General features: G+C 36.0%; 18 protein-coding genes and 1 pseudogene. 7 read left to right on the forward strand and 12 right to left on the reverse strand.

Annotation, left to right across the window (positions count from 1 at the left end):
• From ACEYOS_RS02690 to ACEYOS_RS02715, 6 genes and pseudogenes are all read left to right on the forward strand, one after another.
• Window positions 1-110, forward strand: a pseudogene (locus ACEYOS_RS02690) (ferredoxin); the annotation flags it as partial.
• 115 nt (window positions 111-225) lie between these two features.
• The gene (serC, locus tag ACEYOS_RS02695) at window positions 226-1,293 is read left to right on the forward strand and encodes a 3-phosphoserine/phosphohydroxythreonine transaminase (RefSeq protein WP_373708003.1); all 1,068 of its coding nucleotides are present in this window, start codon (window positions 226-228) and stop codon (window positions 1,291-1,293) included.
• Complete coding sequence (locus ACEYOS_RS02700) at window positions 1,294-2,253, forward strand: D-2-hydroxyacid dehydrogenase (protein WP_373708004.1); 960 nt, start codon at window positions 1,294-1,296, stop codon at window positions 2,251-2,253.
• 6 nt (window positions 2,254-2,259) lie between these two features.
• Window positions 2,260-3,504 (forward strand): DUF1015 domain-containing protein, encoded by a 1,245-nt coding sequence (locus ACEYOS_RS02705; RefSeq protein WP_373708005.1) that lies wholly within the window; start codon window positions 2,260-2,262, stop codon window positions 3,502-3,504.
• A gap of 56 nt (window positions 3,505-3,560) precedes the next feature.
• Window positions 3,561-4,925 (forward strand): M20/M25/M40 family metallo-hydrolase, encoded by a 1,365-nt coding sequence (locus ACEYOS_RS02710; RefSeq protein WP_373708006.1) that lies wholly within the window; start codon window positions 3,561-3,563, stop codon window positions 4,923-4,925.
• Window positions 4,925-5,278 carry a diacylglycerol kinase family protein gene (locus ACEYOS_RS02715; RefSeq protein WP_373708007.1) on the forward strand — a complete coding sequence of 118 codons (354 nt, stop codon included), beginning with the start codon at window positions 4,925-4,927 and terminating at the stop codon, window positions 5,276-5,278. The genes ACEYOS_RS02710 and ACEYOS_RS02715 overlap by 1 nt, the downstream gene beginning before the upstream one ends.
• Here ACEYOS_RS02715 and ACEYOS_RS02720 read toward each other — a convergent pair.
• The 11 genes from ACEYOS_RS02720 to ACEYOS_RS02770 form a co-directional block, all read right to left on the reverse strand.
• The gene (locus ACEYOS_RS02720; RefSeq protein WP_373708008.1) at window positions 5,262-6,047 is read right to left on the reverse strand and encodes a patatin-like phospholipase family protein; all 786 of its coding nucleotides are present in this window, start codon (window positions 6,045-6,047) and stop codon (window positions 5,262-5,264) included. The genes ACEYOS_RS02715 and ACEYOS_RS02720 overlap by 17 nt on opposite strands.
• A gap of 79 nt (window positions 6,048-6,126) precedes the next feature.
• On the reverse strand, window positions 6,127-8,064 hold the full coding sequence (locus tag ACEYOS_RS02725; protein WP_373708009.1) for an alpha/beta fold hydrolase: 1,938 nt from the start codon (window positions 8,062-8,064) through the stop codon (window positions 6,127-6,129).
• Between the two features lie 225 nt (window positions 8,065-8,289).
• A complete protein-coding gene (locus ACEYOS_RS02730; protein WP_373708010.1) occupies window positions 8,290-8,871 on the reverse strand; it encodes a fasciclin domain-containing protein in 582 nt (193 codons plus the stop codon).
• 475 nt (window positions 8,872-9,346) lie between these two features.
• Window positions 9,347-9,751, reverse strand: a complete 405-nt coding sequence (locus tag ACEYOS_RS02735; protein WP_373708011.1) for a hypothetical protein — start codon at window positions 9,749-9,751, stop codon at window positions 9,347-9,349.
• A gap of 152 nt (window positions 9,752-9,903) precedes the next feature.
• Entirely contained in the window at window positions 9,904-10,632 is a 729-nt protein-coding gene (locus ACEYOS_RS02740; RefSeq protein WP_373708012.1) for a hypothetical protein, read from the reverse strand.
• Between the two features lie 283 nt (window positions 10,633-10,915).
• Window positions 10,916-12,307: a dihydrolipoyl dehydrogenase gene (gene lpdA / locus ACEYOS_RS02745; RefSeq protein WP_373708013.1), complete on the reverse strand. Its 1,392-nt coding sequence runs from the start codon at window positions 12,305-12,307 to the stop codon at window positions 10,916-10,918.
• Between the two features lie 97 nt (window positions 12,308-12,404).
• Entirely contained in the window at window positions 12,405-13,031 is a 627-nt protein-coding gene (locus tag ACEYOS_RS02750) for a DUF305 domain-containing protein (RefSeq protein ID WP_373708014.1), read from the reverse strand.
• 179 nt (window positions 13,032-13,210) lie between these two features.
• A complete protein-coding gene (locus tag ACEYOS_RS02755) occupies window positions 13,211-13,603 on the reverse strand; it encodes a hypothetical protein (RefSeq protein ID WP_373708015.1) in 393 nt (130 codons plus the stop codon).
• Between the two features lie 8 nt (window positions 13,604-13,611).
• Window positions 13,612-13,962, reverse strand: a complete 351-nt coding sequence (locus ACEYOS_RS02760; RefSeq protein ID WP_373708016.1) for a hypothetical protein — start codon at window positions 13,960-13,962, stop codon at window positions 13,612-13,614.
• 103 nt (window positions 13,963-14,065) lie between these two features.
• A complete protein-coding gene (locus ACEYOS_RS02765; protein ID WP_373708017.1) occupies window positions 14,066-14,569 on the reverse strand; it encodes a GbsR/MarR family transcriptional regulator in 504 nt (167 codons plus the stop codon).
• A 321-nt stretch (window positions 14,570-14,890) separates the two neighbouring features.
• Window positions 14,891-17,320: a thiamine pyrophosphate-dependent enzyme gene (locus tag ACEYOS_RS02770; protein WP_373739119.1), complete on the reverse strand. Its 2,430-nt coding sequence runs from the start codon at window positions 17,318-17,320 to the stop codon at window positions 14,891-14,893.
• A 140-nt stretch (window positions 17,321-17,460) separates the two neighbouring features.
• Here ACEYOS_RS02770 and ACEYOS_RS02775 point away from each other — a divergent pair, with 140 nt between their 5' ends.
• Window positions 17,461-17,754, forward strand: coding sequence for a hypothetical protein (locus ACEYOS_RS02775; protein ID WP_373708019.1), 294 nt, complete (start codon window positions 17,461-17,463; stop codon window positions 17,752-17,754).
• A 164-nt stretch (window positions 17,755-17,918) separates the two neighbouring features.
• On the opposite strand, the gene ACEYOS_RS02780 is transcribed toward ACEYOS_RS02775, so the two are convergent.
• Entirely contained in the window at window positions 17,919-18,149 is a 231-nt protein-coding gene (locus ACEYOS_RS02780; protein WP_373708020.1) for a hypothetical protein, read from the reverse strand.
• Window positions 18,150-18,160: the final 11 nt, after the last annotated feature.

Genomic DNA, 18,160 nt, shown 5'->3' on the forward strand with positions numbered 1-18,160 from the left:
AACCTCAATGTGCGGCTGTTTGCCCCGTTGACTGCTGTATCCCAGATGAAGATCATGTGGAATCAGAGGAGAGTTTACTCGAAAAGAAAGCCTTTTTACACGGAGAATAATTAAACTCGCTCACAAATAAATTGTGAGCGATTTTTTTTTCATATTTAACACCTGTCGAAATCAAGATATCTAACGACGAATAAGTCGCTCGCATTCTTAAAATAATCAAAAAGTATGAGTAAAAAACACAACTTCAGTGCAGGACCCTGCATCTTACCTCAAGAAGTTTTCCAGAAATCTGCCGAAGCAATTCTCGATTTTAATGGAAGCGGATTATCACTTTTAGAAATTTCTCACCGCAGTAAAGATTTCGTAGCCGTAATGGACGAAGCCCGAGCGATCGTAAAAAGACTGATGAATTTGGGCGATGATTATGAAGTTTTATATTTAGGTGGTGGCGCCAGTTTACAATTTGCGATGGTTCCTTTTAATTTAATGAAATTAGAAGGTGGCAAAGCTGCGTATTTAAATACAGGAACTTGGTCTGCAGGTGCTATTAAGGAAGCAAAAAAAATAGGAACGGTTGATGTCGTTGGATCTTCCAAAGAAGAAAATTATTCCTTCATCCCAAAAGATTATCAAGTAGGAAATGAGTACGATTATTTTCACTGTACCTCAAACAATACGATTTACGGAACTCAAATGAGAGAATTCCCTAATGTAGATACTTTGTTGGTTTGCGATATGAGTTCAGATATTTTTAGTCGTGTTATTGATTTTTCTCAATTTGATATTATCTACGCGGGCGCTCAAAAAAACATGGGTCCGGCTGGAACGACTTTAGTAGTCGTGAAAAAAGAAATCTTAGGAAAAACAGGAAGAGACATTCCCTCAATGTTGGATTATTCTTTACACATCGCTAAAGAATCCATGTACAATACGCCACCGGTTTTCCCGGTTTACGCCTCACTTTTAACATTACAACATTTAGAAAATAATGGTGGAATCGCTGCGGCTGAAGTTAGAAATGAAGCGAAAGCCAAATTACTGTACGGTGAAATCGACCGGAGTCCTTTATTTGAAACATTTTGTACGGTAGAAGAAGACCGCTCCTTAATGAATGTTTCTTTCAAATTACTCGATGAGTCTAAAAAAGAAGAATTCGATAATGCTTGGAAAGCTGCCGGAATTAGTGGATTAAATGGTCACAGAAGTTTGGGAGGTTACCGCGCAAGTATGTACAATGCGTTACCTATTGAAAGTGTTCAGGTTTTAGTTGATGTAATGCAAAATTTAAAATAAATGATAGTTCTTGCCAATGACGGTATTTCAAAAGCCGGCGAACAACTGCTAAAAGAAGCAGGAATAGAAGTATTAGAAGCCAAAGTTTCTCAGGAACATTTAATTAATTTCATCAATGAAAATAAAGTTGATGTTCTGTTGGTGCGAAGTGCTACAAAAGTGAAGGAAGATATTATTGATGCCTGTCCAGGTTTAAAAATCATTGGACGTGGCGGAATCGGAATGGACAATATCAACGTGGAACATGCGATCGAAAAAGGCATCTACGTTATCAATACGCCAAAAGCATCTGCCCGCTCGGTTGCCGAAATGGTTTTTGCACACTTTTTCTCTTTGGCTAGATTTCTGCATGAATCCAACAGATTAATGCCATTAGAAGGAGAAACTCATTTCAAAGCTTTGAAAAAATCTTTTTCAAGTGCGGTGGAATTAGAAGGAAAAACTTTGGGAGTAATTGGTTTTGGTGGAATCGGACAGGAAGTAGTGAAAATTGGAATTTCTTTAGGAATGAAAATTAAAGTTCTTACCAGAAAACCCAAAACCGAAAAAATCACTTTGGATTTCTTCGATGGACAAAAATTAGAGTTTGATATTTCTTCTGAGACGGACATGGATGAGTTCCTAACCGACGTGGATTTCTTAACGGTTAACACGCCAAAGACAAGCGAATATCTTTTAGATCAGGTACAGTTCGATAAAATGAAAGATGGAGTTTTCATCGTGAACACTGCGAGAGGTGGTGTTATTAATGAAGTTACTCTTTTAGACGCCATTGAAAATGGTAAAGTTGCGGGCGCTGCTCTTGACGTTTTTGAAAGTGAACCGAGTCCGGAACTGGCGCTTTTGATGAATCCAAATTTATCGCTTTCACCACATTTGGGCGGAAATACGCAAGATGCGCAAATGAAAATTGGAAGAGAGCTTGCAGAGCAAATTATTGAGATTAAAAAGAAATTATAGTAATATATGCCTATATTTAAACCATTTCGGGGAGTTCGTCCGAGCGAAGATTTTGTTGACATTTTCCCAACCCATCCGTTGGATAATTATTCGAAAGATGAAATTACTAAAAAAGCGCAAATAGATTCCTCCTATATTCAGATGGTCAAACCTTACGTGGTGAGTAAATCGAAAGATGTTGACCGTAATCTTCGAAAAATAAGAACAAATTTTGAAGAGCTTGTGGATGGCAGGACTCTGGTTCAGGATAATTCTTCTTATTATTTATATCAACAGATTCTTCCGAATAAGTCGGTCTTTCGCGGACTTTTAGGCTTGGTAAGTGTTGAAGATTTTTGGAATGGAAAAATTAAAAAACATGAATCTACGCTGACTTATCGCAAGGAAAAATTAGCGTACTATTTAGATAAAGTTAATATTCAGGCAGAACCTGCATTACTTACTTACATGGCAAATCCTAAAGTGGAAATGCTGATGAACCACGAAGAAAAGAACGTTCCTGTTCTTAACTATCTCGACGACAATGGGACCAGACACAAAATTTGGAAAATTGACAACCGTCTGAAGATGTTTCAGTTCAAGGAAGTGTTGGAGCAAATTGATTCTTTTTATATTGCCGACGGTCATCACCGAATTGGTTCTACAGCGTTAAATGCAAAGAATCAAAAAGATAAAAATAAAAAACATACGGGAACGGAATTATACAATTACGTTTTCAGTTTTGTGGTGTCTAACCAATCGATCAAAATCCACGATTATAATCGACTTTTAGAAGATTTAAATGGTTTGAACGAAAAAAAATTCATTGAGAAAATAGAGGAAAATTTCCTTATTCATGAAAAAGGAGAAGAAGCCTACTACCCTTCTCAGAAATTCCATATCTCGATGTATCTTGGTGGAAAATTCTATTCTCTACACGTAAAACATGAGCTTAGAAAGCAGCAGAGTGAGATGAACGATCTTGACCATCTTTTGTTAGAAAACTATATCTTCAAAGATATCTTAGGAATTGAAGATCCTAAAACCACGGAGAAAATCACTTATATCAAAGGGACTTCAAGCATTGAAGGAATTAACACCATTAAAGAAAGTGTAGATTCAGGGAAATTTAAAGTAGGATTTGGTATTTATCCGGTCAGTTTTAATGATCTCATAAAAGTTTCTGATAACAAAACGATCATGCCACCAAAATGCACTTACATTGAACCCAAATTGGTTACAGCCTTAGTGATGTACGATATGAAGCAATAATTTTACTTTTTGTGATTAATTTTATTTAAATTTGGGAAAACAATATTGAAATCCCTATGAAATATTCTATTATAAAAATACTTCCGCTCTTTTTGGGCGGATTTTTATTTTCTCAAACTAACGCTGATTCCGTGCAATTCAAAAATATTTCTGATGAAATGTTGGTGAACGGAACTGCGTATGAAAGTTTAAGAGATTTAACTCAAAACATCGGACATCGTTTAAGTGGATCTGCGGCTTATGAAAAATCCGTCGACTGGGCAGTTTTAAAATTGAAAGAAGCTGGTGCTGATAAAGTTTGGAAAGAAGAAGTGATGGTTCCGGTTTGGGAACGTGGTAAAGAATCTCTTCAAATAAAAGAAGGCAATGGGAAATGGAAATCTTTGAGAATGCTTTCTCTGGGGAATTCTGAAGGAACCAAAGGGAAAGATGTGGAAGCAGAAATTGTTTTTGTTAAAAATAAAGAAGAGTTCGATAAACTACCCGACGCTGCTGTAAAAGGAAAAATTATTTTCTTTAATTATGCCTTCAATCAAAAATTCATCATGACCGGTCAGGCTTATGGAGATGCCAATATCTACCGACGCGCCACCGCTTCCTGGGCTGGGAAAAGAGGAGCAAAAGCAGTGATCATTCGTTCGCTTTCTTCAGCGTTTGATGACGTTCCCCATACAGGAATGATGCGTTATGAAGCAGATGATATGGCGAAAATTCCAGCTGTAGCCATTGGACCGAAAAGTGCTGATGAACTCGAGAACACTTTGAAGACTCAAAAAGTATTTGCCAAATTAAATTCCAACGCAACTATGAGAGGCGAGAAACTGACGCATTCTGTGATCGGAGAAATTACCGGTAACAAAGGTAAAAGTGTCATCGTTGTCGGTGGACATTTGGACTCGTGGGATGTTGGCGAAGGTGCACAGGATGACGGAGCCGGAATTGTTCAAAGCATTGAAGTATTAAGAACTTTTAAAAAATTAGGAATTAAAAACAACCACACGATTCGCGTAGTTTGTTTTGCCAACGAAGAAAACGGCGTGAAAGGCGGAAATCAGTACGCAGAAAACATTAAGAAAAATAATGAGAAACATCTATTTGCCATAGAAAGTGATGGCGGAGGTTTCACACCACGAGGAATTGGCTTGGTCATGAGTCCCGAAAAACGCCAACAAGTACAATCCTGGAGAAAACTTTTCTTACCGTACGGTGTTCATAATTTTGAAATTCAATATGCTGGAACAGACATTGAACCTATGGAACCGTTGGGCGTTCCTTTAGCAGAACTCATCCCCGATTCTCAAAGATATTTTGAAATTCACCATTCCGAAGCAGATACTTTCGATAAGGTAAATCGCAGAGAATTACTACTAGGTGCCGCTGTGATGGGACAGTTAATCTATATGGTCGATAAAAACTGGTAATGAGAAAACCACCAATTCATAAAAGTTTTTGGAATGCTATTACAGGAGCAGTTTGGATGCTTCGGTCTGAACGTAATTTTCAGATCGAGGTTTTAGCTTTAATCATCAACCTTTTACTGATTGTCTATTTAAAAGTTACCGAGCTGGAAGCTGCCCTTATTTTAGTTGTTTCTTTCTCGGTTTTAAGTTTAGAAATTCTGAATACGTGTGTAGAAAAGATTTGTGACATCATTCAGCCCGATTTCGATGAGAGGATTAAAATAATCAAAGATATGGCCGCTGGATCAGTATTTCTTATGGCGATGGCGTCAGTCGTGGTTGGAGTTTTAATTTATTCTAAATATCTGTTTTAAAAATACTTTCATCGTAGGAAGATTTCGCGGCTTGATAACCGATCTCGAAAATTTCATCCAGTCGTTCTGCATTTCTTTCAAATGTTCCATAACTGGCTAATTTTTTCGAAGTGATGATCCAGTCACAATAGGAAAATTTGTGAATTTCTGTACGGTGCGACATTAATTCATAGGCTCTGGTTGTTATTGATTTTATGGTGTTAAGATCTCCGATTTCGACATCTTGCGGTGGCGAAACGTATACACCAACCAATTTTTTACAATCCAGATGAATAATGTCTGCCGGAAAATTATTTAAGACACCACCGTCACTGAACATTTCATTCCCAACAACATAAGGAACCGTAATTCCAGGAATTGAACAGGAAGCAATTACCGCATCTACAATTTTGTCTTTACCTTCAAATATTTTCTGCTCTCCAGAGACCAACTCTGTAGCGATTATTTTCAAATTGATATCCAATTCTCCGATGGTCATATCCTCAAAAATAGGATACAGATAGTTTGAAAAAATTCTGGAAGAAACCAACCCCGGTTTATTGAACGCAAAATGCCGCCAGTTAAAAAAATAGACCGATTTAAAAAAGTCCAGAATTTCTTCTCCAGATTTTCCGACACCGTACAAAGCGCCAACAATCGATCCAGCACTGCAACAGGCCAATACATCTGCACCGATATTCTTCTCGGCAAAAAACTTTAGAACTCCAGCATGAGCAAGTCCTTTTGTTCCGCCGCCCGAAAGAACCAAACCTAAATTATATTTTTCCATTTTAAAAAAGTTAGACAAAAATAAGAAACCACAGACATAATCTGTGGTTTCATGATACATTATTTCAATGCAACACTCATTAATTCAACAGATACTCCTGCATAAATTTAATAACAGCCAATCTTTGGTAATCAACATTTTCTTTTTTACGAAAACCGTGACCTTCATTTTTAGCTTCTAAATACCAAACTGTATTTCCTTGCGCTTTCAGTTTATCACGCATCTGAATCGCTTCAGTTACAGGAACCCGCGGATCGTTGGTTCCCTGAATAATGAACATTGGTTTTTTAATTTTATCGGTATTATTTAAAGGGGCGATCTTGGTGAAAAATTCACTCATTTTCGGATCGCGTTCGTCACCGTATTCCGCTCTTCTTAAATCACGTCGGTATTCTTCCGTATTTTTAAGGAAGGTATTAAAGTCAGAAATTCCAACCACATCCACAGAACATCTGATTCGATCTGCATATTCGTACGCGGTGGCCAATGTCATGAATCCACCATAACTGCCACCCATGATCATGATGCGGTCTTTATCCAGTTCCGGTTGCTTAGCGATCCAATCCAATAAGGAGTCGATATCTTTTACAGAATTCATTCGGTTGAAACCGTTATCGCTGGCAATATAGGTTTTACCAAAACCTGAAGAACCACGAACATTCGGGTAAATCAAAGCCACGCCCATTTCGTTGGTGTAATAATTATTAGAACCTAAAGAAGATGCCATCGACTGACCTTCTGGTCCGCCGTGAATATTAATTAAAACCGGTCTTTTACCCGAGAATTTCTTGGAAACAGGATAATAGAATCCCGAGATTTTCATCTTATCGAAACTCGTCCATTCGATCAACTTAGGTTTTGCCATATCGGCTTTTGGCATTTCGCCCTGTTCACTGTCGGTCCATCTTTCAATTCTATTGGTTGCTAAATCCAATTTGTAAATATCTGAGGAAGAATCGTAAGTTGACTGTGCAAAAAACAATGATTTACCATCTTTCGTAAAGGCAGTACCGTTGATTAATCCAACTGCTAAACCTTTGATCTCCGAATATTTCTTGGTAGAAGTATCCATCAAATACAATTTATTCAGACCGCTTTCATTAATTTCAAAAGCAATTTTAGATTTGTCTTTTGATAAAGATAAACCTGAAACTTCCCACGGAATCTCCGTTGTGAAATAGTTGATCTTTTTCGTTTTCAAATTCATCAACGCCAATCTCTTAAACTCATTGTCGCGATCGGTTACATACCAGATCTCATCAGAGTTCTTTGCAAATTTCGCACTGCTTTGAACGATTTGTTTTTCATTGCGATCGGTGATGGATTCCAGTTTTTTAGTTTCAGTATCCAATAAATAAAGATGGGATTCATTGGCAGAAACATATTCGCCGATGATGAGTTTTTTGCCGTCTTCAGAAATGTCAGATATTCCCCAACCGCCACCTTTCACTTCCAGAATTAATTTGGTTTCGTTTGGTTTCAACGGATTCATGAAATAAATATCCCGGTCGCCACCATTTCTTTTAGTTGAAGAAAAGTAGAAACCAGAACCGTCTTTTTTCCAGCGCATACCGCCATTTTGAGATCTTCCACCATCGGTTAGCAAGGTGGATTCCATATTTTTTAAATCAAGTTTAAAAAGCTGACCGAATTCATTTCCGCCGATATCTTTAGAATAGACTAAATATTTCCCTTCCGTTGGTTCGTAATCTGCGGAATTCACAGGTTCGTCAAAAAAGGTAATTTGTTTTCTGTTTCCTAAAGGTTGGTTTAAATGATGCAATTGATTGGTAGACGCAAATCTGGTCACCATGATCAATTCTTTTCCGTTCGGGTGAATTGCGGTAAAGTTGGCACTTCTGCTTTCCGTATATTTCTTGATTTTCTCGTTTAAACTTTTCGGAATAGCGGGAATGTTCTCCGTTATTAAATTCTCATTAGGAACGACAATATCGTTTTTAGTTTGAGCAAAGAATGCTGCCCCAGTCAACAAGAAAACGGGGAATAAAGATTTCATGTGCATATATAATAATTTGATGTTAAGATAGAACTATTTGGGAAATAAAAACCACAACATTTGAATTTGATTCCATCGTAATTACTTAAAGTCAGAAACTTTGCGTAGCTCGGGGTAGAACTACAAAGATTGTTTAATGATTAGAATGAACAGTGAAGAAGATTGATGTTACAAAAAAAAACCGCTGTATTGCTACAACGGTTTATACATCAGATGTTTAAAACCTTATTTAGGCATTACTACCGTATCGATTGCATGGATCACTCCATTAGAAGCCGGTACATCAGCCATAACAACTTCTGCTGTTCCGCCGTTTGCATCTGTAAGCATTACTTTATCACCTTTCAAACTTAAGTCGATGTTTCCACCTTGAACAGTCGTAACGGTGTATTTTCCGTTATTTTTGTTGATGGCGTCAATTACTGCTGCAGCGTCGAATTTCCCTGCTACCACGTGGTACGTTAAAACTGATTTCAGTTTATCAAGACTTTCTGGTTTCAATAAACCATCTACGGTTCCTGCAGGAAGTTTATCAAATGCAGCGTTAGTTGGTGCAAAAACAGTGAAAGGACCGTCTCCACTTAAAGTTTCCACTAATCCTGCTGCTTTTACGGCAGCTACCAGTGTAGAGAAATCTGCATTTCCAGAAGCTACTTCTACAATGTTTGGTGATGCAACTACTACTGCAGTATCCATTGGTGCTGCTGACGAATCAGTCATGTCTGTTGTTACCGCTTCTTTTTTCTCACAAGAAGCAGCCAGTACTCCTACAACCAAAAAGGCACAAATTGTTTTTACTAAATTCATAATCAATGTTTAAATTTTAAATTAATTTATTCGAAGATATGTATAAATATGATTTATCTAATATCGTTAACGATACTTTTTGACGATGACTGTAAATGTTAAAATAATCTTTGTTTGCAATCCGACTTAATTGAACTAGCTATGAAATGTGAATTAATATTTACGCGAATTTCTAAAAAACTTGTTTTAAGATCGGATGGCAATACGAATTGAAAAATTTCATGGCATTGTGTTTTTAGTTTACATAAATGTAGAAGATATCGATTTTAGAAATTTGTTTTTTAAGTTAAATCATTGGAAACGAAAATATTGAAGATAAGATCAAGGATTTCAAATCCGCGTCATCGGGTAAGCATTAGTAATTTTCAAAAGATGATTTTGAGGAAGCGATTTTGAAATTTAAAGGATTATATTTTATTTACCCACTTCATAAAGTTTCGCTAGACCACACGAAAGGATTCGTGCGGTGATGTGTTTATCTTTCACGTGTTAAACGGATAAAAACGAATAAAAAGAATACAAAAAAGATCCAATCATTGATGCCGTAAATTGTATAAAATATTCCAGCCATTGTATCTTTTTCAAATACATCTGTAAGATTATTTGTTGTCATCCATTTTGTCCAATGTGTTGCATAAATCAATTTTTCAAGGGTAAATACAGCAATGAGCCATTTTAAATTTTGAAAATTTTTAGAAACAGCGATAAAAACAAAACCCCAAAGCACAATCATTAATAATCCAAAATTTGACATTGCTTGATTATCAAATTCGGGAATAACGGCATTCGTAAAAATTCTGGAAAAAATTAAAACTCCAAAAACATTCATCAATCCAGCTAAAACAAATCCTTTCTTAAGAAGTTTGTTATTTATTTTCATTTTTAATCGATTTATTAATAGGTTTCGGATAATAGTTCTAAAATTTTTCTTTTGAAGTTAAATTATTAGATGGGAAAGCGTTGGTGAAAAGACACGGATTAGAAATCCGCGTCATCGGGAAAGTCGGGAGATTTTGCAAAGCGGAAATAATATTATTCCCACTTATACTCAAATCCTTCTTCAATTGAATAAATTTTATAAATCTGGTATGCGAATTCATTAATTATTTTCATATTTGAACGAAACTCATTTAAGGTCATATTTAATATAATTTGATTTTTACTAAATTCAGCACTTGGCATTAACAATTTAAAAAGTTTTTCAGTATAAACATCTTTAATAATTTCATTTTTTTTAACAACTGAATTTGAATGTGTAATAGCATGTCTCAATACTACAAGCATCTCAAAAAGTTTTTCAAAATTAAAATTATTATTATTTTGGAAAGAAAATTTATCAAAAGTAGCTGCTCCTTCTTCTTTGAGATTGATAAGAATTTTATCATTATATTTTAAATCAGATCTTTTAATACCTGGATTTTTCTTAATGATGCAATTTTTCAAGAATTTTTGAAAGACCTCAAAACTTTGCGCAAAATTAAGAAGGTTCTCTCTGCTTTTCATTTTTTCCATTTCCTCTAAATAATTATCTTTATTAGTCGTCCTAAAAATGTTAGTATGAAATGGTAATTCCAAACCATCCTCAGTCGGACCCGTCCAATCAGCTATCACGAGTGCATTCGACGTGTAAAATTCAGATTTTTGTTCCAATAATCTTTTAGATTCTTTTTTTAAAAGGTTGTCAATTCTGTAGGAAATATGATAATAGTAATTTGTACTTTCAAACAGATTAATTAGATCTTTTTTATAAGGATTTTCCATATGCACTTTTGGATTCACTCTCAAATATACACAAGTTCTCCAAATTAAAAAACAGTTTTGTAAAAACAACTACCCTGCAGCCCGGCTTGAACGGAGCTCTTTGTTGTGGAATGAAGTGGAGCAAAAAAAGCGGGAGTGGAAGACGGAAATGTCTGCCATAAAAAAATAATTAATAGACATTCGACGAAGTTAAATGTCTGCCCAAAAAATAATTACAAAAGTTACCCAAATAAAAAAACTCCAGCTAATTACTGGAGTTTTGTATGTAAATATTTCGAATATTTTAGATGTGAATCACCTCGCCATAAGCGGCGGCAACTGCTTCCATCACGGCTTCTGAAATCGTTGGATGCGGGTGAATTGATTTCAACACTTCGTGACCGGTTGTTTCTAATTTACGCGCCACAACTGCTTCTGCAATCATATCGGTAACGCCGTCGCCGACCATGTGACAACCTAACCATTCGCCATATTTGGCATCGAAGATCACTTTGATAAAACCATCGGTATCGCCGTTAGCAGTCGCTTTTCCGGAAGCTGAGAAAGGGAACTTCCCTACTTTCAATTCGTAGCCTTTTTCCTTCGCTTGCTTCTCTGTTAAACCTACAGACGCCACTTCTGGATGAGCATAGGTACAACCAGGAATATTGCCGTAATCGATCTTTTCTACGTGAAGACCTTTGATCTTCTCCACACAGGTAATTCCTTCTGCGGAAGCAACGTGCGCTAAAGCCTGAGTTGCCAAAATATCACCAATTGCGTAATAGCCCGGAACAGAAGTTTCGTACCATTCGTTCACCAAAACTTTTCCTTTATCAGTCTGAATACCAACTTCTTCGAAACCTTGACCTTCGATATTGGAAGCGATTCCAACCGCAGATAATAAGATATCAGCTTCTAAAGTAATGTTTCCAATAGCCGTTTTCACGGTTGCTTTTACGCCGTTTCCAGAAGTATCCACAGATTCTACGGAAGCATTGGTCATGATCTCGATCCCTGATTTTTTCAGAGATTTCTCAACGTGTTTTGAAGTATCTTCATCTTCAACAGGAAGAATGTTTGGCATGAATTCTACTACGGTAACCTTCGTTCCCATGGTGTTATAGAAATCAGCGAACTCAATTCCTATCGCACCTGACCCGACAACGATCATCGATTTTGGCTGCTCTGGAAGAACCATCGCTTGACGGTATCCTATTATTTTCTTTCCATCCTGTGGAATGTTTGGCAATTCTCTCGAACGCGCACCAGTTGCGATAATGATATGTTCACCTGAATATTCAGTTGCTTTTCCGTCTTTATCGGTTACAGAAACTTTTTTACCTTTTTGAATTTTGGCAGTTCCCATGATCACATCGATCTTGTTTTTCTTCATCAGGAAAGCGATTCCACCACTCATCTTCGTGGCAACTCCTCTACTTCTCTGGATGACTTTAGAAAAATCGAAACCTGGATTTTCTACTTTATTTAAACCGTATTGTTCGGCTTGTTGTAAATATTTAAAAACGTGCGCAGATTTTAACAAGGCTTTGGTTGGGATACAACCCCAGTTCAGGCAAATTCCGCCTAAGCTTTCTTTTTCGATAATGGCAGTTTTGAAACCTAATTGTGCGGCTCTGATTGCCGTAACGTAACCACCAGGACCACTTCCGATGACAATAATATCGTAGTTCATTATTTAAAAATTTGATGCGAATTTACGGAAAATTTTCGAGGAATTTTGGATGAATCTGTTGAGAAATTCTTTATCTAAAACTTTTCTGAGTTTGAATTTAATTCTTTTGCAGCCACATTTCAAGTTCTGCGATTTCTTTGTTTTGTTCGGTAACAATACTTTTGGAAAGTTTCAATAATTCCGGTTGTTTGCCAAACTTTAAATAAACTTCTGCCATTTCCACGGCACTTTTGTGATGCGGAATCATCTGCTGTGCGTAATCTTTATCAATATCATCGTGAACTTTTATATTTTTATCCATCATCGCAGCCATAGATTGGTTTAAGGCTTGTTGAAATTTCTCATAATCCGTAGAAATTTCGCGAGTATTTTGAAAGTTTTTCATCTGTTCAATTTCTGTATTTTGAGCGGCGATTACTTCCTCGGCAAACGATTTCAATATTGGATCTTTTCCTTTTTTAAGCAGTAGTTCCGACATTTCTACTGCACCGACATGGTGGGCAATCATCATGGTCGCAAAATCTGCATTGTTATTCCGACTCGGTGTTTGATCATGCATTTTTACCATCATGTCGTCCATCAAAGTAACCATTTCATTTACCGGAAATATTTTATCGTGCTGATGATCAACGTGATCAATTGGAGTTTCAACAACTGCAGCCTCGGTTTTCTGACAAGAAACAATCAGCGCTGCAAAGGCTATGGGTAACAATATTTTTTTCATATCAATAAAATTTGAACGAGCAATGCAAGAAGTGTGCATAAAAAAAGCAAACCGAAGTTTGCTTTATAAAATTGAATTAAATCTTCGGACATTCCGTTGAATTTGAACTTCATTATTAAAGATTTAAAAAGTCAGATTTATTCCGATTTTTGTTTCTGAAAATAAACATCATTATTATATTAACCAATAGTGTTTTCATCATTTAAAATTTTAATTTCTGTTTTGGCAAAAGAATTTTTTCTTCCTCTCATAAAAAGTAACAAGTTGAACAGCATCATTATTCCTAAGTAAATGGAGAAGCCGCCAATTTTTTCACTGACGCTGACAATTAAACTCTCTTGCGTACTAATCTGATAAAACTGTATAATTTTGAGGGCGAAACCAATATTTAAAAGGTAGAATCCAATTTTAAAAAGAGAGTTGGTTGCCATTGCGATCTCTTCCTTTTGATGAAAAATATCCATCATGAAGATTTTTGCATTTTTGAAAAGTAGTTCTGAAACTACGATTGTCAATGTTAAAACTACAGGCAAATAAATTGCATAAGCCGAAAGGTTGTAAGTTGCATTCATAATTTTAATTATTTAAAGGTTGATATTATTTGATTTCTTAGAAAGTATAGCGCTGCAATATTGATATAATGGAGAATGGCGATGATCATTAAGATGACCGAAATTTTTGTGAAAACGATTTCTATCATTTCAGAAAATGTATTGATATCTCCCCAACTGGAAATGGAAATCGCGATATAACCGAGATTGAGAAGATAATATCCGATGAGTAAAACTTTATTGACCGAATTGCAGATCTCGTCATCTTTGAGAACATCCAGCAAATAGATCTTTCCAATCTTGAAGCATTTCCAACCTACGAAAACAATCACCGGAATCGTAAGAGTAAAATAAATAAAGTAAGATAAAATATTATACATTTTGTAATTTTTATACTTTCAGTAATTAATGAAACTACTTCGGAAATAAAAAAGGAATTTCTTCCTAATCCTCACCCTAACCTCTCCAAAGGAGAGGAGATTATTATTTCAAAAGATTCGTGATTTTTCCGACGAGCCAGTGTTCATCGCTTTTAATCGCCAGATCCATTATATTATTGATTTTGCTGGTGACGTTTCCGAAATCATTCATCAACTTAATAAATTCTTTTGCTTCCTCGGAATCGTTATCTTCAATTTCCTTTAAGCCATCCAAAAATTCGATGATGGGTTCGATCTCTCTCTTTCTTCGTTCTTTTGTAATTTGCTTAAAAAGAAACCAAATATCTTTATCTGCCGAGAAATATTCTTTCCGTTCCCCTCTAACCAATTCTTTTTTTACAATTCCCCAATCCATTAAAGCGCGAAGATTGGTGTTGGCATTTCCACGGGAAATTTGAAGTTCTTCCATTACTTCATCCGTAGAAAGTGCCTTTCCACTTGCCAGTAATAAAGCGTGAACTTGCGCCATGGTACGATTGATTCCCCAATTGGTTGCGAAAGTTCCCCAGGTTTGGATGTATTGTTCTTTGGCTTCGGCTAGTTTCATTTGGATTGGTTTAAATTTCTACTACAAATATAATCAATATTATTGAACTTTCAATACTTACTGAAAGATAATTTACATTAATTTAAAAAGTTGAGTGCTATTCTAAAATTGCTTTGATTAAAATTTAAGTTTTGGCTAAAGCCAATCCTTCTTTACAATGAAGAAAGCGGGCTAACGCCAACTCCTATCGATATTAAATTAAGTATCCATTTTTTATCTACTGCAAATTAAAAACCCTTTCAGCCTTTTAAAGGCTGAAAGGGTTGATTCTAAAAAAACTTTGACAAAAATTTAAAACTTTCACAAAGTGAATTTTATTGATTAGATCTTCGGGAATTTCTCCGGATTCGTTTCTGTAAATAAAGCGTACACTTTTTCAACCATATCATCAGCGCTCGGTTTGCTGAAGTAGTCTCCATCACTTCCATAAGGTGGACGGTGATTCTCTGCAGAAATGGTTAATGGATCAGAATCTAAATATCTAAAGGCTTTTTGTTTCTCCAAAATTTGCTGTAAAATAAACGCAGACGCGCCACCTTCAACATCTTCATCGATGATCACTAAGCGATTTGTTTTCTTAACACTCTGAGAAATCTCGTGACTTAAGTCAAATGGAATTAAAGATTGAATATCAATAACCTCCGCCGAGATTCCGATTTTCTCCAGTTCAGCAGCAGCTTCCATCACTAATCTCCAGGTTGAACCGTACGTTACTAAAGTAACATCGCTTCCTTCTTTAGTTACTTCAATTTTTCCAACAGGAATTGTAAATTCTCCTAAGTTATCTGGTTGCTTTTCTTTCAATCGGTAACCGTTCAGACACTCTATAATTAAAGCTGGCTCATCTGCTTGAAGCATCGTATTATAAAATCCTGCAGCGATCGTCAAGTTACGTGGTACTAAAACCAAGATCCCTTTTGATAGATTAAGAATCCCGGCCATTGGTGAACCTGAATGCCAAACTCCTTCCAATCGATGTCCGCGAGTCCTAATGATCAATGGTGCTTTTTGACCACCTCTAGTTCGGTATTGCACTGTTGCCAGATCATCGCTCATTCCTTGCAGACAATAAAGAATATAATCCAAATATTGAATTTCTGCAATTGGTCTTAAACCTCGCATTGCCATTCCTATTCCCTGTCCAAGAATGGTAGCTTCCCGAATTCCGGTATCAGCGATTCTTAAGTCGCCATATTTTTCCTGAAGACCTTCTAAACCTTGATTTACATCGCCAATATTTCCAGCATCTTCACCAAAGATTAAAGTTTCAGGATATTTATTAAAAATTTTATCAAAGTTATTTCGAACAACTACTCTACCGTCAACAGTTTCTGACGCGTCAGAAAATACTGGAGCAACTTCTTTTACGTTGGTCGCTTTCCAATCGGATTGAGAATATAAATGAGACGAATAATTGTCTTTTTCGATTGTGGAAATTTCTGCGTATTTCGTTTGAAGATCTTGTCTTTCTGCAGATTGACTCGCTCTTGTCAGCAATAAACATTTTCTGACCAAATGGAAAAGGTCTTTTTTCGCTACGGAGATAACGGCTTTGAATTTTTCTAATTCAGCAGCAACTTCGGTATTTTGAGCTTTTAAATTTTCAACTAAAGGAAGAATAGTTTCTTTTAAATCCTGAATGGTTTTCTGATAATCTTCCCAGGATTTTTTCTGACCGTCTTTCACAAATTTCTTTGCTTCAGCTTCTATTTTCTCTAAATCTTCGGCAGTTGCTAACTGTTGCTCTGCACCTTCTATTTCTATGGAATAATCTAAGATCCATTCTTTGAATTTCACCAATCCATCAAAATCACCTTCCCATTTCAATCGGTCTTCATCTTTATATCTTTCATGAGATCCAGAAGTGGAGTGACCTTGCGGCTGCGTCACTTCAATTACATGAACTACAACCGGAACACTTTCTGTTCTCGCAAAATGTTCTGCTTTTGCATAAGCATCTAACAATGATGGATAATCCCAGGCTTTCACCTGAATAATTTCACACCCTTGGTTTTCGCCCTCTTTTCTTTGGAAGCCTGACAGCATTTCTGCAATATCAGCTTTTGCTCTTTGGTTGTGCGTAGGAACTGAAATTCCGTAACCATCATCCCAAATCGAAGTGATCATCGGAACCTGTAAAGCACAGGCAGCATTTAAAGTTTCCCAAAAATGGCCTTCCGCAGTTGAAGCATCTCCAATTGTTCCGAAAGCGACTTCATTTCCGTTATCTGAAAACTTTTCTGAACCTTCAAATTTTACAGTTTTATATACTTTCGACGCCAAAGCCAATCCTAATAATCTTGGCATTTGTCCAGCTGTTGGAGAAATATCAGAAGATATATTTTTTTGCTTCATTAAGTTTTTCCAACTTCCGTCTTCATTTAAACTTCTTGTTGCGTAATGTCCGTTCATTTGACGACCTGCCGAGGCAGGTTCACGCTCAATACTGGTATCTGCGTATAATTGTGCGAAAAAACTTTCTACGGTTACGGCACCAATTGCAAATGCAAAAGTTTGGTCCCGATAGTATCCTGAACGAAAATCACCATCTTTAAAAACCTTCGCCATGGCAAGTTGTGGTAATTCTTTACCATCACCAAAAATTCCGAATTTCGCTTTTCCAGTCAACACTTCCCTTCTTCCGAGGTAAGACATTTCCCTGGAAATTCTGCCCAGTTTATAATCTTCTAAGATTTGGTTTTTAAAGTCTTGAAAAGAAATTTGCTGAGTTTCAATATAGGTCGTTTCCATAAAAGGTGAATTTTCACAAAGATAAATAATACATTTGAATCTGTGAAATTTGAAATTTATTTTTTACAAATTTTCTATTTTTTTGAATCCTTTTTTATAAATTTGATAAAACTAACTTTATAAAAATCGTATGAATAACCATGGAAAAAAAATCACCCCATATTTTAAATGGATCTTCTGGACTACTAGGATTTTGCTTGGTAATACTCACATCTTTAGAAATTACTAAAGTAAGCGACCGTACTTACATTGATGAAATTGCTGGAATTGCAAGTTTCTGCCTGTCGATAAGTTGCTTATTATCGTTTATGGCAATTAGAAGCACCAAAGAAAATTACGAAAGAAAATACGAAAAAATTGCAGATTATCTATTCATTACTGCCTTATTGTGTATTTCGATTTCAGTGGTTTTAGTAACGTTGAATTTATTTTAAATTTACAAATACTTTTTAAAAAATTCACCTTCAAATATTATTGAATTTATTACAATTATTACATAATTTGATAATTTCACTAAGTATAAAAACGATTCTTCCGCGAATAAATCCGCGGAAGAACCAACACAAATGATGAAAAAAAAATATTGTTAACTAAAAAGTTATTTCTTTGGTGGAGGTACAATTTCTCCTTCAAGATCTGAAGGTGCAGTTGTGCCATTGTCAGTATTTAAAGTACCAGCTTCGTTATTAGGCAGTGTTACTTTAGATGTATCTCTTACTTTTTGTAGAGTTGCCATTTCATCTGGTGATAATACTTCGTCTGCTTGTCTACAAGAATTTATAGTAATAGTTGTAAAAACTACGGCTGCTATAAGTGCTAATCTTTTCATGCGTTTTATTT

The organism is Kaistella sp. (assembly GCF_041824135.1).
GTDB lineage: Bacteria > Bacteroidota > Bacteroidia > Flavobacteriales > Weeksellaceae > Kaistella.

What these genes read in the sequence shown, in the direction of transcription:
- ACEYOS_RS02730 (WP_373708010.1), bottom strand. Translation starts at nt 8,871, where the DNA reads ATGAATTTAGTAAAAACAATTTGTGCCTTTTTGGTTGTAGGAGTACTG.
- ACEYOS_RS02740 (WP_373708012.1), bottom strand. Translation starts at nt 10,632, where the DNA reads ATGGAAAATCCTTATAAAAAAGATCTAATTAATCTGTTTGAAAGTACA.
- ACEYOS_RS02780 (WP_373708020.1), bottom strand. Translation starts at nt 18,149, where the DNA reads ATGAAAAGATTAGCACTTATAGCAGCCGTAGTTTTTACAACTATTACT.
- ACEYOS_RS02765 (WP_373708017.1), bottom strand. Translation starts at nt 14,569, where the DNA reads ATGAAACTAGCCGAAGCCAAAGAACAATACATCCAAACCTGGGGAACT.
- serC (WP_373708003.1), top strand. Translation starts at nt 226, where the DNA reads ATGAGTAAAAAACACAACTTCAGTGCAGGACCCTGCATCTTACCTCAA.
- ACEYOS_RS02705 (WP_373708005.1), top strand. Translation starts at nt 2,260, where the DNA reads ATGCCTATATTTAAACCATTTCGGGGAGTTCGTCCGAGCGAAGATTTT.
- lpdA (WP_373708013.1), bottom strand. Translation starts at nt 12,307, where the DNA reads ATGAACTACGATATTATTGTCATCGGAAGTGGTCCTGGTGGTTACGTT.
- ACEYOS_RS02725 (WP_373708009.1), bottom strand. Translation starts at nt 8,064, where the DNA reads ATGAAATCTTTATTCCCCGTTTTCTTGTTGACTGGGGCAGCATTCTTT.
- ACEYOS_RS02710 (WP_373708006.1), top strand. Translation starts at nt 3,561, where the DNA reads ATGAAATATTCTATTATAAAAATACTTCCGCTCTTTTTGGGCGGATTT.
- ACEYOS_RS02760 (WP_373708016.1), bottom strand. Translation starts at nt 13,962, where the DNA reads ATGTATAATATTTTATCTTACTTTATTTATTTTACTCTTACGATTCCG.
- ACEYOS_RS02700 (WP_373708004.1), top strand. Translation starts at nt 1,294, where the DNA reads ATGATAGTTCTTGCCAATGACGGTATTTCAAAAGCCGGCGAACAACTG.
- ACEYOS_RS02720 (WP_373708008.1), bottom strand. Translation starts at nt 6,047, where the DNA reads ATGGAAAAATATAATTTAGGTTTGGTTCTTTCGGGCGGCGGAACAAAA.
- ACEYOS_RS02755 (WP_373708015.1), bottom strand. Translation starts at nt 13,603, where the DNA reads ATGAATGCAACTTACAACCTTTCGGCTTATGCAATTTATTTGCCTGTA.
- ACEYOS_RS02715 (WP_373708007.1), top strand. Translation starts at nt 4,925, where the DNA reads ATGAGAAAACCACCAATTCATAAAAGTTTTTGGAATGCTATTACAGGA.
- ACEYOS_RS02750 (WP_373708014.1), bottom strand. Translation starts at nt 13,031, where the DNA reads ATGAAAAAAATATTGTTACCCATAGCCTTTGCAGCGCTGATTGTTTCT.
- ACEYOS_RS02735 (WP_373708011.1), bottom strand. Translation starts at nt 9,751, where the DNA reads ATGAAAATAAATAACAAACTTCTTAAGAAAGGATTTGTTTTAGCTGGA.
- ACEYOS_RS02775 (WP_373708019.1), top strand. Translation starts at nt 17,461, where the DNA reads ATGGAAAAAAAATCACCCCATATTTTAAATGGATCTTCTGGACTACTA.
- ACEYOS_RS02770 (WP_373739119.1), bottom strand. Translation starts at nt 17,320, where the DNA reads ATGGAAACGACCTATATTGAAACTCAGCAAATTTCTTTTCAAGACTTT.